Here is a 13639-nt window from a genome sequence, read left to right as displayed (position 1 = left end):
TGAAGAGGAACACGAGAATGAACGACCAGACCCCGCCCCGCGCCAAGGTCCTTGGCGGATTGACCCCCTACCTGCAGGTCGACGGCGCCATCAAGGCCGCCGAATTCTACAAGAAGGCTTTCGGCGCGGAGGAAGTGTTCGCCTATCCGCCAGACGATAAGGGCCGCACCATGCACATCCATCTCTACGTCAACGGCTCGACGCTGATGCTGGGCGATGCCTATCCCGAGCACGGCCATCCGCATCAGGCGGCGCAGGGCTACACGCTGCAACTCCATCTCGGCGGCGATGATATCGATGCCTGGTGGAAGCGCGCGGTCGATGCCGGCTGCGAGGTCGTCACCCCGCTGCAGGTGATGTTCTGGGGCGACCGCTGGGGCCAGGTGAAAGACCCCTTCGGCGTCGCCTGGGCGATGAACGCGCCGGTGAAGTGAGACCGTCTGCCTCGTCCCCTATGGGAGAGGTCGGATTGCCCCGAATTGCCCTTCGCAATTCAGTTGGCAATCCAGGTGAGGGGTAAGCTTGGCGCCAAGCTGGAGCACCCCTCATCCGTCTCGGCGCTGCGCGCCGATCCACCTTCTCCCACAGGGGGAGAAGGGAAAGCCACGCCCAACCAAGGAGTCCACCATGTCCTATGTCGATGGCTTCGTGCTCGCCGTGCCGAAGGCAAATCTCGATGCGTACAAGAAAATGGCTGCGAACGCCGGCGCCGTCTGGAAGGAGCACGGCGCGCTCGCCTATGTCGAATGCGTCGGCGATGACGTGCCCTATGGCGAGCTGACGTCGTTTCCGCGCGCCGTGCAGGCGAAGGACGACGAGATCGTCATCTTCGCCTGGGTCGTCTACGAGTCTAGACAGAGCCGCGACGCGGTCATGGCCAAGGTGATGGCCGACGAGCGCCTCAAGATGGACTGGTCTGCCATGCCGTTCGACGGCAAGCGCATGATCTTCGGCGGCTTCCAGCCGTTCGTGGAGCTTTGAGGAACTCGGCCCTTCGTTTCGTCATCCTATGACGAAGCTGAGAGGCTTCGCCCTGCTATGCTAGCTTATCCAGCAGCGGCTTCAGCCGATCCCCGTACCGCTTCCACAGATCGACGGAGCCCTGATACATCGGCTGGCGCACCTGCGCCGCCGATGCGGTACGCACCGGTCGGTCCGTCTCGTGGAACGACAGCACCTTGTCGTCCCAGGGCAGGCCGAGATGCGCCATCAGCGCCCGTGTCTGCCCTTCCTGGTCGGCGACGAAATCCTCATAGCGCACATCGTGCACGACGCCCGGCAGCACCTTGCGCCAATGCGCCATGATGTCGGTGTAGAGGTTATGGAAATCGGCGAGCTCGCCGAGATCATAGCCGTAGCGATGGCCGTCGCCGCGGAAATGCACCTTGAAGATCGACAGGCAAGTGGCCGCCGCGTCGCGCGCGCAATGGACGATCTTGGCCTTCGGCAACATCATGTGCAGGAAGCCGACCAGAAGGAAGTTGCCCGGCATCTTGTCGGTGACATGGCGGTAGCCCGGATAGCGGGTATGCAGCATGTCGAGATAGGCCTGACCAGCCTCGGCGAAGACCTTGTCGGGCATATCGGCGATACCGGCGGGGAAGCCGCCCGGCATGCTCATCGGAAACTGCTTGCCGACGGCCGTCTTCAGGATGTTCAACTCGCCGGCGCCAAAGACCTGGCTGTGGCTGGCGATGATCTGCTCGACCAGCGTGGTGCCGGAACGCGGCATGCCGACGACGAAGATCGGTGTGTCGTCGGAAATGCCGCTTGGCTTGTGCTTTTCGAAGAAGGCTGTGTCGAAGGCCGCCTTCATCGCCTCGAATTCGCCGCGTGTGCGCGCGGGATCGTAGTCGATCGCCTTGCGGCGGATGGCATTGCCCTCGGCGAAATAGTCGAAAGCGCGGCCATAGTCCTTGAGGTCGTCATTGACCTTGCCCAGGCCGAAGGAGAGCTGCATGCGCGCGAGGCTGCCCTGCGGCGCCTTGGCGTGCTCGGCCTCCATGCCGGAAAGCTCCTTGTCGCGCTCGGTTTGGCGTTTGACCTGCGTGAGCAGCAGCCAGGCCTTCGCCATATTCGGGGCGATCGCCAGCGCCCGGCGGGCGAGATCGGTTGCCTCGTCGAGCTTGCCCTTCTCCATCATCGCGACGCCCAGCCCGTAGAGCAGCTCGGCGTCCTTCGGCCGGATCGACAGCGCCTCGCGGAACAGCTTGATCGCCTCGTCCAGCCGCCCGGCTTCCTGCAGCGTTTCGGCGAGACCGACACGCGCGCGGACATGGAACGGATTGCGGCCGATCGTGCCACGATAGATCTCCTCGGCGGCGTCGAACTGCCCGAGCTGCGTCAGCGACGAACCGAGATTGTCGCGCGCGGCCAGTTGGTCGGGCCGGATATCGACCGCGCCGCGGAAGAAATCGATCGCGGCGGCGATGCGCCCGAGGTCGCGCATGACCGTGCCCATATTGTTGAGGAAATCGGCATTCTCGGGTTGCAGCGTCACCGACCGCTCGATGAGATCGAGCCCTTCCTCGCTCCTGCCGGTCTGGTGCAGCAGCAATCCGAGGAAATGCAGCGCGGCGGCATGGTTCGGCTGCTGCCCCAGGACCTGCCGGTAGAGCGCCTCGGCCTCCTGGCGGCGCCCCGCCTGATGCAGTTGCAGCGCCTTTTGCACATACGGGTCGAGCGGGCTGGCCGAGCCACCTGGCCTGCCGCCGGCGTTTGCCGCTCTTCTGTGATCTTTGCTAATGGGAAACCTGCCGTATTTGTTGGTCCGCCGGACCTAAGCCATGCGGGCAAGAGATTCAAGACAAAGCGTCAGCGCGCGTCGCGGTGTCCATTTGCGCGGATGGACACCGCGGCTTTCTCAGCACGGCCCGTCGCCGACGATGCGATAGTCCGCCGCGCGGGCCTCGCATGCGTTCGGGAAGGTGCGCACCTGCCCATGTCCCCTGGCGCAGACCGGGGCGTATTCGCGCGTGCAGAACGTCTGCTCCCCGCCGCCACCGCCATCGCGGCAAGGACCGTCGCGCACGATGCGGTAGCCTTCCCTTTCGGCCATGCAGGCATTGGCGAAGGTCTGGCGGTCGCCGCCGCGCCGCGCGCAGACCGGTTCGTATTGCATGGTGCAGAGCTGCGGATGCGGCCGGGGCGGCCGCGGGCGCGGCCCATCGTCGACGACGACGGTGCAGGCGGCCAGCAGCGCGGACAGCATGAAAATGACGACGCCCTGTCGCGAGACCTCAAGAAACCGCATATGTCCTTCCTCCATCCCGACGCGTGATGCGGGCTCGTGATATCCTCGCATCCTGCGCGCTAAACGCAACCATCGTTTGTGGAGCGCACGACCCATGGTCGCCGCCCTCATGCTGGCCCATGCTTGGCTCGTCTCTGGCCGATGACCGGTGACGAGGCCGGGTCTATCGAGGCCCCAGCGTTGGACGCGCCGCGGGCCGCCCGCGAGCGTCGTCTTGCAAGCATCACGTTTCCGTGTAATAAAAATCATGTTCGGGCATTTGCGACCCGGAGAGCGGAACGTTTTGGACGACCTTTCCCCGACAAGTGTGAATCTCTGACAACCCCGTTTTTCGGCGGGGGGTTTGACCATGCGCGAATGCATGACCGCCGAAGCAACCACCGGGATTTGCCCGAGGCGCGAGGCAGCGGGCGAACCACAAGACTGACACGACACGGGTGAAGGAGTTTCCCCAATGGCCCAGACCGGTACCGTAAAGTTCTTCAATGCCACCAAAGGCTTCGGCTTCATCACGCCGGATGGTGGCGCCAAGGACGTGTTCGTCCACATTTCCGCGATCGAGGCCTCAGGCCTGCGCACGCTGGTCGACGGCCAGAAGGTCACCTTCGACGTCGAGCCGGACCGCATGGGCAAAGGCCCGAAGGCGGTCAACCTGCGCGCCGCCTGATCGCCGGAACAGCCTTATCCTTGCGGATGCAATGGTGCGGCAGGATCATGAAGCGGGTTCTGGACAGGCCTGAAATTGCGAAGGCGCGACCGAGACGGTCGCGCCTTTTTTGCGCGCAAATGCTTGGATCGGCAGGCGAAAACTTTCTCTTGCCGATAGCGCTAAAATAAAGGACAAATTTCCTCTCGGGCAGTTTGCCGGCCCGAAACTTGACTTGATGGGATCAAAGGAGTTTCCCATGCCGCAGACCGGCACCGTCAAATTCTTCAACCATGCCAAGGGTTTCGGCTTCATCACGCCCGATGATGGCGCGAAGGATGTCTTCGTCCATATTTCGGCTGTGCAGGCGTCGGGCCTTCCCGGTCTTGAGGATGGGCAGAAAGTGACATTCGACACCGAGCCGGACAAGCGCGGCAAGGGTCCGAAGGCCGTCAATCTGTCGATCGGCTAAGCCGGTTCACGACGGATCCGACGGAGGCCTTTCAGGCGGGACCGCTCCCGCCCGGAGTGGATTGTGCCCAGTCCGGAAAAGTCGTTCCGGCTTCAAAAAAGTCGCCCAGGCTCCAAAAGTCGCCCGGGCTTGAAAATCGGCAAGCCACGAAAAATCGTTTGCGCCGACTTCCGTTCAGCCTCCGTTCAGCCACGGTCTTCTATTAACCTTTGCTAAAGCCGGTCCGTATCCCCCGAAAAAATGCGCGGGCCGGCGCGAAGGAGACCGAAAATGAACCGCTTTCTCAAGACCGCCATCCTGGGTGTTGGCATTGCCGCGACCACCTTGGCCACCTTCTCGGCGGCCAATGCCGACGACTGGCGCTGGCACCATCATCATCGTAGCCACGGTGGCGACGCCCTCGCCGCCGGCGTTGTCGGCCTCGCGGCCGGCGCTCTGATCGGTAGCGCGCTGAGCAACCCCGGGCCGCGCTATTACGAACCGGCGTATGGTGACGACTATTACGTCGACCGGCCGGTGCGGCGCTATTACGTGCAGCAGCCGCGTGTCGTCTATGCCGACCGCTACGCCGAACCGTGGACCCGCGGCTGGTACGAGTATTGCTCGGATCGCTACCGCAGCTTCAATTCGCGCACCGGCACCTTCACCGGCAATGATGGCGCCCAGCATTTCTGCGTTGCCAATTAAGAAAACCCAGGGTTCCCTGCCCCGGGCAAAAGCGCCGCCTCCAGCGGCGCTTTTTCTTTGCCTGCGAGGTCAGGTCAGAAACAGATTGGTCCGCCGCTCGTCGCCAAAGCGGCTGCCCGGGCCATGGCCGCAGATGAAACCGATGTCGTCGCCAAGCGGCAGAAGCTTGTCCTTGATCGAGGCGATCAGCGCGGCATGGTCGCCGCCGGGCAGATCGGTGCGCCCGATCGAACCCCGGAACAGCACGTCGCCGACATGCGCGAACTTGGCCGCCCGGTTGTAGTAGACGACATGGCCCGGCGCATGTCCCGGGCAATGCAGCACCTCGAACTGATGGCCGCCGAAGGACACGACCTCGCCTTCGGTCAGAAAACGGTCCGGCACGCAATTGCACACCGGGTCGGTGAGGCCGAAGCGCTTGGCCTGGTTCTCGAGATTGGCAAGCAGTGGTTTGTCGGCCTCGTGCGGGCCGATGATGTCGATGCCGAGCGCATCCTTCAGTTCCATCGCGCCGCCGGCGTGGTCGATATGGCCGTGCGTGATCCAGATCGCGCGGGCGGTGATGGCATTGTCCTTCAGCACCGACAATATTTTGTCGACATCGCCGCCGGGATCGACGACGACGCCGTCCTTGTCGTCCATGTCGAACAGGATGGTGCAGTTCTGCTGGAAGGGCGTGACCGGCACGATGCCGGCATTGAGCTGACCCATGGCTTTCCTTTCCCCACCGCTTTCCTTCGAAATGCCGCCCTGATGTAGACAGCCCGGCGAGCCTCGTCCACCATTGTCCGAACTTCGGGAGGAAATGCGCGGCCGAGGCCGCCGGCCCTGCTCCAAAAGGAATGGGCGGCCGAGGCCGCCGGCCGTGTTCCAAAAGGAATGGGCGGCCGAGGCCGCCAGCCCTGTTCCAAAAGGAATGGGCGGCCGAGGCCGCCAGCCCTGTTCCAAAAGGAATGGGCGACCGAGGCCGCCAGCCCTGTTCCAAAAGGAATGGGCGGCCGAGGCCGCCCATGGCAAAGGTCCGAAAGAACAGGACCTATTTCTTCATCGCATTCATGACCGCGCCGATGATGCCGGTCAGGATCGCGCCACCACCAACACCGCCGAGGAGGTTCTTCAAGTCGAGCGCGCTGCCGATGCCGCCCGCCGCCGCTGCCGCGTCAACACCGCCGCCGCCGAGCAAACTGCCGAGAATGGCCGCGCCGCCGACGCCGCCGATCGCACCGCCGAGGATTTTGGTGACTTGGCCCATCGCCGCCTGCTTCAACGCCGCGCCAACCGCCTGGCCACCGATAACGCCGGCAATTACCTGTACAACGATCTGAATAATCGTGTTGCTGTCCATGTAACTAGTCCCTCCATAGCCGCCAGCCTCCTCGGGCCGACGCCATCATGAGACGCCGAATTGTTTGAAAGTCAAATGCACGGGCGCTTAAATAAAAGGGGCGGCTCGAAAACCGCCCCTATTGCACAAAAAAGCTGTGACTATCGCTATTCTGCGGCGATTGCGTGCTTCGGCTGCACCGCGGCGGAATAGTCGTTCATCAACGTCTTGGCGATCTCGCCGACCTCGAATCGGTATGGACCGATCTCGGAAACCGGCGTGACCTCGGCGGCGGTGCCGGTGAGGAAGCACTGCTCGAAACCTTCGAGTTCCTCCGGCATGATGGCGCGCTCGATCAATTCGAAACCGCGATCCTTCGCCAGGCCGATCACCGTGCGGCGGGTTATGCCGTCGAGGAAACAGTCGGGCGTCGGCGTATGGATCTTGCCGTCCTTGACGAAGAAGATGTTGGCGCCGGTGGCTTCCGCCACTTGGCCGCGCCAATCGAGCATCATGGCGTCGGCGTAGCCCTTGGCCTCGGCGGCGTGCTTGGACAGCGTGCAGATCATGTAGAGGCCTGCGGCCTTCGACTTGGAGGGCGCGGTGCGCGGATCGGGCCGGCGCCATTCGGCGACATCGAGGCGGATGCCCTTGAGCTTCTGCGCGGGGTCGAAATAGCTCGGCCACTGCCAGATGGCGATGGCGCAGTTGATACGGTTGTTCTGCGCCGAAACGCCCATCTGCTCGCTGCCGCGCCAGGCGATCGGGCGCACATAGGCGTCCTGGAAACCCTGTTTCTTCAACAGCGTGCGGCAGGCCTCGTCGATCTCGGCGACCGGATAGGGAATCTTGAAACCGAGCAGGCGCGCCGATTCATGCAGGCGCTCATTATGTTCGGTCAGCTTGAAGATCTGGCCGCCATAGGCGCGCTCGCCCTCGAAGACGGCGCTGGCATAGTGCAGGCCATGGGTCAGCACATGGATCTTGGCGTCGGCCCATTTGACGAACTCGCCGTTCATCCAGATGAAGCCGTCCAATTGATCGAAGGGAATAGATGCCATGGAAACCTCCCGCGGGCGAGAGCCCGCAACTCGTTGTGTTTTAAAGCCTTTTGTACCGGCCCCGCCACAGGATCCGAAACACTGGCCAATGCTTGAAAGCGTAGGCGGATATTCAATCCGTGGCAAACTCAGGAAGTTCCGGAAAAACGGCTTCCCCTTGCCTTTTCGTTCGCAATCCGCCGAAAAGCTTGTCAAAAATTATCATTGTCCGGAAATTACGTCAATAGTACTGACATAATTCCCGCCTCGCACGGAGAAATGATGACGAGCCCCGCAGCCGGTAAACCGATCAGGACGGCGATCGCCGATGAGGACGGCATCGACTTCGCCATCATCGAACTGTTTTTCTTCGCCTATCGCGATTTCACCTCCGATCCGGACCAGATCCTGGCCGATTACGGCTTCGGCCGCGCCCATCATCGCGTGCTGCACTTCGTCAACCGCAGGCCGGGCCTCACCGTTGCCGAACTGCTCGATGTGCTGAAGATCACCAAGCAGAGCCTCGCGCGGGTTTTGAAGCAGTTGATCGACACCGACCATATCGTCCAGGTGCAGGGTCCGCGCGACCGCCGGCAGCGCGAACTCTACCCGACCGCCAAGGGTCGCGCGCTGGCCTTGGCGTTGGCGCGGCCACAGTCGCGCCGCATCCGTGCGGCATTGGAGGATTCCGGAGCCACCGAACGCGCCACGATCGAGCGCTTCCTGGAAGCGATGGTCAATCCGGAACTAAGAGCGCAGATCGACATTGTGCCTGCGCAAACATCGGGGAAGAACCATGGAGACCATTGAGAAGGTTGATCATCCGGCAGCGCCCGACGATGACGCGCCGCATCTTCTGGTTGTCGATGACGACACGCGTATCCGCAACCTGCTCAAGCAGTATCTGTCCGAGAACGGCTTTCGCGTCACCGTGGCCGGCAATTCCGGCGAGGCCAGGCGCAAGCTCGCCGGCCTCGACTTCGACCTTTTGGTGCTCGATGTCATGATGCCGGGTGAGACCGGCGTCGACCTCACCAAGGCGCTGCGCGCCGACAAGAACGTGCCGATCCTGATGCTGACGGCGCTGTCCGAGACCGACAGCCGCATCACCGGGCTGGAAGCCGGCGCCGATGACTACCTGCCGAAACCGTTCGATCCGCGCGAGCTGATCCTGCGCATCAACAACATCCTGCGCCGTGGCGGCCCGGCGGCGACGCCGAAGGTGGAGCAGCTGGTGTTCGGGCCCTACACGTTCCAGATCGCCAAGCGCGAATTGAAGCGCGGCGGCGAGGCGCTTAAGCTGACCGATCGCGAGCAGGAGATCCTCGCGATCTTCGCCGCGCGGGCGGGCGAGACCATACCGCGCCATGAGCTGGTGGGCGATGAATCGGATGTCGGCGAGCGCACCATCGACGTGCAGATCAACCGGCTGCGCCGCAAGATCGAGCGCGATCCGTCCAATCCGGTGTGGCTGCAGACGGTGCGCGGTATTGGGTATCGGCTCAGCGTCGAATAAGTTACGTTGAAGGCCCTTTGCTGAACAGGCCATCGACGAGCGGAAGGGCGAATGGCGACCACGCAACTGGACAAGCCGAAAGGAGACGGCCTCGGCGATCTCGCGCTGCGAACGCTGAAGGCGATGCCCCGCGCCTGGAACCGGTTCTGGCGCCTTGTCGCGCTCTACATGCCGAAGCGGCTCTATGCCCGCTCGCTGATCATCGTGATCGCGCCGATGATCCTGCTGCAGTCGGTGGTCGCCTTCGTTTTCATGGAACGCCATTGGCAGACGGTCACCCAGCGCCTGTCGCAGGCGACTATTTCGGACATAGCGGCCGTCATCGACATGATGGAGACCTATCCGCACGACGCTGACTACGCCAACATCATCCGCATCGCCCAGGACCGCATGCAGTTGAAGGTGGATCTGCTACCGCCCGATCCGCTGCCCCCGCCAGGCCCCAAACCGTTCTTCTCGATCCTCGACGAGGCGCTGTCGTCGGAGATCACCAGGCAGATCAACCGTCCCTTCTGGATCGACACTGTCGGCAACTCGAATGTCGTCGAGGTTCGCGTCCAGCTTGAAGGCAAGGTGCTGCGCGTCTTCGTGCGGCGCAGCCAGGCTTATGCCTCGAACACCCACATCTTCCTGATCTGGATGGTCGGCACCTCGCTGGTTCTGCTGATGATCGCCATTCCCTTCCTGCGCAATCAGATCAGGCCGATCCTGACGCTCGCCGAGGCCGCCGAGAGTTTCGGCAAGGGCCGGCCAATGCCGCGCGATTTCCGTCCGCGCGGCGCCGAGGAGGTTCGCCGAGCGGGTTTCGCCTTCATCCAGATGCGTGAGCGTATCGAACGCCAGATAGAGCAGCGCACAGCCATGTTGACGGGCGTCAGCCACGATCTTCGAACCATCCTCACTCGGTTCAAGCTGCAGCTGGCGCTGGCCGGCGGCAAGTCCGAGACCAAGGCCGCGCTGAACCAGGACATCGACGACATGCAGTCGATGCTCGAAGGCTATCTTTCCTTTGCCCGTGGCGAGGCTGCGGAAGACACCGGCCGTTTCGACCTCAAGGCCTATTTCCAGAAGCTTGGCGAGGAAGCGCAATTGCGCAAGTGCAAGCTCACGACGACGCTGACCGGCGATCCGGCCGTGCATGTGCGGCCGAACGCCTTTGCCCGTTTGCTGTCGAACGTCATCGGCAATGCCTTCCGCTATGCCAAGACCGTCGAGGTCCACGCCAATCACGGCCGCGGCTCGCTCATCGTCACCATCGACGACGACGGCCCCGGCATCGCGCCCGACAAGCGCGAAGAGGTTTTCAAGCCTTTCCTGCGGCTCGACGAGGCGCGCAACCTCGACGCCAGCGGCACCGGACTTGGCCTGTCGATCGCCCGCGACATCGCCCGCAGCCACGGCGGCGACATCGGTCTCGAGGACAGCCCGCTCGGCGGCCTGCGCGCTGTCATCAAGGTGCCCGCGTAAACCCGGTCAGACAGGCTTCATCCGCCCGTCATGAAATCATGGTCAAGAGCGCGCATGAAGCGCGCGACCTTCGTTGATTCGGCCCTGCCGCCCCGCTTCGATCCCGTGCCCGCCCGGGTGCGCTGGAGCGAGGCGCGAGCTGCTGCCTGGCTGCCGTTCCGGCACCATGCCGGCGCGACCAGGAATTATCGCGGCAAAGGGCCCTCATACGCATCGGGATCGCCATGCGGATCCTGATGGTCACCGACGCATGGCGGCCCCAGGTCAATGGCGTGGTGCACACGCTGGAACGCCTCACCGAGGCGCTGAAGCCCTTCGACGTCGAACTCGATTTCCTGACGCCGAACCTCTTTCGCACCTTGCCGATGCCGACCTATCCCGACATCCGGCTCGCGTTGACGACGCCGGGCCATGTCGCGCGTATGATCGACGCCGCCAAGGCCGACCACATCCACATCGTCACCGAAGGTCCGCTCGGCATCATGGCGCGCCGCCATTGCCGAAGGATCGGCCGCCCCTTCACCACCAGCTACCACACACGCTTTCCCGAATATCTCAGCGCCCGCCTGCCGGTGCCGGAGAGCTGGGCCTACAACTGGCTGCGCGACTTCCACAATTCCGGACAGGGCACGCTTGTCGCCACGCAATCGCTGGCGGACGATCTCGCGGCGCGTGGCTTCAACAAGCTGAGGCCCTGGACGCGCGGCGTCGACACCGACCATTTCCGGCCCGACAAGCGCAAGGAAACCGGCTTCCCCCGCCCGGTTTTCCTGTGCGTCGGCCGTGTCGCGATCGAAAAGAACCTGACCGCCTTCCTCGATCTCGATTTGCCAGGCAGCAAGGTTATCGTCGGCGAAGGACCGGAGCTGGCAAAACTCAAGGCGCGCTATCCCAAGGCGAATTTCCTCGGCCACCGCCCGAACGACGAACTGGCCGAGATCTATGCGTCGGCCGACGTCTTCGTCTTCCCGAGCCGCACCGACACCTTCGGCAACGTCATCATCGAGGCGCTGGCCAGCGGAACGCCCGTCGCCGCCTATCCGGTGACCGGACCGATCGACATTGTCGGCGACGGCGTCGGGGGGGCCGTATCGAACGATCTGGGCGAGGCGGCGATGAAAGCGCTTCACGTCGACCGCGCCGAGGCACGCCAGCGCGCGATGCGCTACAGCTGGCAGGCCTGCGCCGAAATGTTTCTCGACGTGGTCGACGAAGCGCTGGGAATGCCAAGCAAGCGCGCCGGTCAGGATCGGCTGGCTCCAGGTCGCCCCAGGCTCGTCCTAGAATAGACGCCCGCCGTCCGGCACCTTGCGTTCGATGGCGCCGAGCACGACCGCGCCTTCTTCATCGGGAAAGCCGAGCGTCAGCACCTCCGACATGAACGGGCCGATCTGGCGCGGCGGGAAATTGACCACCGCGAAGACCTGGCGGCCGATCAGCGTTTCCGGCGCGTAGTATTTGGTGATTTGCGCTGACGACTTCTTCACCCCGATCGCCGGACCGAAATCGATCTTCAGCTTGATCGCCGGCTTGCGCGCCTCCGGAAACGGCTCGGCCTCGACGATCGTGCCGGCACGGATGTCGATACGGTCGAAATCGGCAAAGCTGATCTCGGGCTTGCGCTCGCTACTGGAACTCATCAGCGATATCGGCCTGACTCAGGCGTTTCCATGGGTCTCGAAGAGCACGCTGGATAGCGCGTCCTTGGCCGATGTACCCGACCAGACGACGAACTGGAAGGCCTGGAAATAGCATTCGCATGCCTCTAGCGCCGACGACAGAAGCACCTCGACCTGCTGGCTCGAAGGCTCGACCCCGCCGGCAAGCAGCAGCGACTGTCGGAACATGATCGCGCCTTCCTGTTCCCACAGATCGAAATGACCGAACAGCATCTGTTCGTTGATCAGCGACAACAGCCGCATCACTTCCAGCGCGCGCGTTTCCGGCACCTTGATGTCGAAGGCGCAGGCCAGATGCAGCGCCTCGAAATCCTCCATCCAGGAAAAGGAGACGTGGTAGTCGGTCCAGCTGCCGGCCACCGAAATCGAAATCTCGTCGTCGCCGGCACGCTCGAAGGACCAGTCGTTGTTGTGGGCCACCTGCTCGATGACATCCACCGGGTGGATTTCGCGGGAGAATTCGAGTTCGAGGAGTTCCATGAATGCTTCCTGTGTTCAGGGGAGCGCCGCACGCTCCGCGGGGCACACACGACGAACAATCTTGTCTAGAACTCGGACGGCCAGGACTTTCCAACGCAAAGACCCAACCGGACCCCACCGCCCGGCGCATGACCCTGCTTCGAATCATGCAACAAATTCAGTCTATTGATCGGGAGTCGCGTGAACAGCCCAATTTTTCGCACTGCGTCATCCGCATGTGGAAAGGTGGCTGTCACGGAGATTCATGCAATGCCGGTAAGCGATTCACGGCAAAGCGATTTTTCGGATCGCGCTATGTGGAAAAGTTTAACGATTATTTTTTTGCGCGGGGCTTTGCGGCACCCGTAGGTGCGGCTTGTCCGGTCAGTTCGGCAAGCTTGGCCTCGAGCGCCTCGACGCGCGTCGCCAACTGGATGTTGTCTTCCCTCGCCTTGACCGCCATCTCGCGAACGGCCTCGAACTCTTCGCGCTGCACGATATCCATGGAGTTCAGCATGCGCTCGGCCTGTGCCCGGAACGCCGTCTCCACTTCGCGACGCACGCCCTGCGCGGCACCCGCGGCATCGGTCATGATCTTTGCGAATTCATCGAGAATGCGGTTCGGTCCGGTCGACATGGCAGATCCTCGCTTTGTCGCTTTGACGTAGTGGCGAGCGCCGCGGAATGCAAGAACGTTAAGGGTTGATGCGTCCTGTGCGTTGCTATGGCGCATGGCGGTGGATTGCCTTATGCATAGCTCCGCAAGCGCCCCAGACTGTACTTGAGGGCGCCCAATCGCCTAGTGTGTTGCGTATTGCTTCAGCGCTCTTCAGTCCAGGGTCAACCAATGGCAACGTCCCCACGCCGACCGACAAATCCGATGGCCGCCGCGGAAGCCGCCTTCAAGCCAGTCAAAAAACCGGCGACCCTTATTCGCGAGCCCGCCACCGCGCCAAACGTCAGAGAGCTTGTTTCGATCAGGATCGATCGAGCTGTGCTGGATCACTTCCAGGAAGATGGTCCCGGCTGGCAGGACAGGATCAACGACGCTCTAAGGCAAATTGTCGCCGGCAAGCCACCGGTTTAAGACCGCCTC

General features: G+C 62.9%; 18 protein-coding genes. 10 read left to right on the top strand and 8 right to left on the bottom strand.

Annotated features, from left to right (window positions below; genetic code table 11):
* Positions 1-17: 17 nt before the first annotated feature.
* Positions 18-434: a glyoxalase/bleomycin resistance/extradiol dioxygenase family protein gene (locus FJ957_RS02105; RefSeq protein ID WP_140647546.1), complete on the top strand. Its 417-nt coding sequence runs from the start codon at positions 18-20 to the stop codon at positions 432-434.
* A 193-nt stretch (positions 435-627) separates the two neighbouring features.
* The gene (locus FJ957_RS02100) at positions 628-981 is read left to right on the top strand and encodes a DUF1428 family protein (RefSeq protein ID WP_140647568.1); all 354 of its coding nucleotides are present in this window, start codon (positions 628-630) and stop codon (positions 979-981) included.
* 55 nt (positions 982-1036) lie between these two features.
* On the opposite strand, the gene FJ957_RS02095 is transcribed toward FJ957_RS02100, so the two are convergent.
* Positions 1037-2671, bottom strand: coding sequence for a tetratricopeptide repeat-containing sulfotransferase family protein (locus FJ957_RS02095; RefSeq protein WP_140827970.1), 1635 nt, complete (start codon positions 2669-2671; stop codon positions 1037-1039).
* 192 nt (positions 2672-2863) lie between these two features.
* Complete coding sequence (locus FJ957_RS02090; RefSeq protein WP_140827968.1) at positions 2864-3253, bottom strand: Kazal-type serine protease inhibitor domain-containing protein; 390 nt, start codon at positions 3251-3253, stop codon at positions 2864-2866.
* 454 nt (positions 3254-3707) lie between these two features.
* Here FJ957_RS02090 and FJ957_RS02085 point away from each other — a divergent pair, with 454 nt between their 5' ends.
* The 3 genes from FJ957_RS02085 to FJ957_RS02075 all read left to right on the top strand — a co-directional run bounded on the left by FJ957_RS02085 (position 3708) and on the right by FJ957_RS02075 (position 5058).
* Entirely contained in the window at positions 3708-3920 is a 213-nt protein-coding gene (locus FJ957_RS02085) for a cold-shock protein (protein WP_006202520.1), read from the top strand.
* 238 nt (positions 3921-4158) lie between these two features.
* Positions 4159-4371, top strand: a complete 213-nt coding sequence (locus tag FJ957_RS02080) for a cold-shock protein (protein ID WP_006202521.1) — start codon at positions 4159-4161, stop codon at positions 4369-4371.
* Positions 4372-4641: 270 nt separating this feature from the next.
* On the top strand, positions 4642-5058 hold the full coding sequence (locus FJ957_RS02075) for a BA14K family protein (protein ID WP_140827966.1): 417 nt from the start codon (positions 4642-4644) through the stop codon (positions 5056-5058).
* A 69-nt stretch (positions 5059-5127) separates the two neighbouring features.
* Here FJ957_RS02075 and FJ957_RS02070 read toward each other — a convergent pair whose 3' ends face one another.
* The 3 genes from FJ957_RS02070 to FJ957_RS02060 all read right to left on the bottom strand — a co-directional run bounded on the left by FJ957_RS02070 (position 5128) and on the right by FJ957_RS02060 (position 7443).
* On the bottom strand, positions 5128-5769 hold the full coding sequence (locus FJ957_RS02070; RefSeq protein WP_140827963.1) for an MBL fold metallo-hydrolase: 642 nt from the start codon (positions 5767-5769) through the stop codon (positions 5128-5130).
* Positions 5770-6094: 325 nt separating this feature from the next.
* The gene (locus FJ957_RS02065) at positions 6095-6403 is read right to left on the bottom strand and encodes a hypothetical protein (protein WP_140647552.1); all 309 of its coding nucleotides are present in this window, start codon (positions 6401-6403) and stop codon (positions 6095-6097) included.
* A 146-nt stretch (positions 6404-6549) separates the two neighbouring features.
* A complete protein-coding gene (locus FJ957_RS02060) occupies positions 6550-7443 on the bottom strand; it encodes a branched-chain amino acid aminotransferase (RefSeq protein WP_140827959.1) in 894 nt (297 codons plus the stop codon).
* A 261-nt stretch (positions 7444-7704) separates the two neighbouring features.
* Here FJ957_RS02060 and FJ957_RS02055 point away from each other — a divergent pair, with 261 nt between their 5' ends.
* The 4 genes from FJ957_RS02055 (at position 7705) to FJ957_RS02040 (ending at position 11694) form a co-directional block, all read left to right on the top strand.
* Positions 7705-8232 (top strand): MarR family transcriptional regulator, encoded by a 528-nt coding sequence (locus FJ957_RS02055; protein WP_042647466.1) that lies wholly within the window; start codon positions 7705-7707, stop codon positions 8230-8232.
* Positions 8219-8938, top strand: a complete 720-nt coding sequence (locus tag FJ957_RS02050) for a response regulator transcription factor (RefSeq protein ID WP_140827952.1) — start codon at positions 8219-8221, stop codon at positions 8936-8938. The genes FJ957_RS02055 and FJ957_RS02050 overlap by 14 nt, the downstream gene beginning before the upstream one ends.
* 51 nt (positions 8939-8989) lie before the next feature.
* Positions 8990-10405, top strand: coding sequence for an ATP-binding protein (locus FJ957_RS02045; RefSeq protein ID WP_140827947.1), 1416 nt, complete (start codon positions 8990-8992; stop codon positions 10403-10405).
* Positions 10406-10629: 224 nt separating this feature from the next.
* Positions 10630-11694 (top strand): glycosyltransferase family 1 protein, encoded by a 1065-nt coding sequence (locus FJ957_RS02040; protein WP_246685753.1) that lies wholly within the window; start codon positions 10630-10632, stop codon positions 11692-11694.
* Here FJ957_RS02040 and FJ957_RS02035 read toward each other — a convergent pair.
* The 3 genes from FJ957_RS02035 to FJ957_RS02025 all read right to left on the bottom strand — a co-directional run bounded on the left by FJ957_RS02035 (position 11686) and on the right by FJ957_RS02025 (position 13180).
* On the bottom strand, positions 11686-12045 hold the full coding sequence (locus FJ957_RS02035; protein WP_140703890.1) for a tRNA-binding protein: 360 nt from the start codon (positions 12043-12045) through the stop codon (positions 11686-11688). The genes FJ957_RS02040 and FJ957_RS02035 overlap by 9 nt on opposite strands.
* 18 nt (positions 12046-12063) lie before the next feature.
* On the bottom strand, positions 12064-12564 hold the full coding sequence (locus FJ957_RS02030; protein ID WP_040989643.1) for a YbjN domain-containing protein: 501 nt from the start codon (positions 12562-12564) through the stop codon (positions 12064-12066).
* 313 nt (positions 12565-12877) lie between these two features.
* Entirely contained in the window at positions 12878-13180 is a 303-nt protein-coding gene (locus FJ957_RS02025; protein ID WP_140647557.1) for an accessory factor UbiK family protein, read from the bottom strand.
* 210 nt (positions 13181-13390) lie between these two features.
* On the opposite strand from FJ957_RS02025, the gene FJ957_RS02020 reads away from it, so the two are divergent.
* A complete protein-coding gene (locus FJ957_RS02020; RefSeq protein ID WP_140829478.1) occupies positions 13391-13630 on the top strand; it encodes a BrnA antitoxin family protein in 240 nt (79 codons plus the stop codon).
* Positions 13631-13639: the final 9 nt, after the last annotated feature.

It is taken from the genome of Mesorhizobium sp. B2-4-6 (assembly GCF_006442775.1).
In the GTDB taxonomy this organism is placed as follows: domain Bacteria; phylum Pseudomonadota; class Alphaproteobacteria; order Rhizobiales; family Rhizobiaceae; genus Mesorhizobium.
Note: the sequence above shows the minus strand (reverse complement) of the source record. Positions and strands in the feature narration are given on the sequence as shown.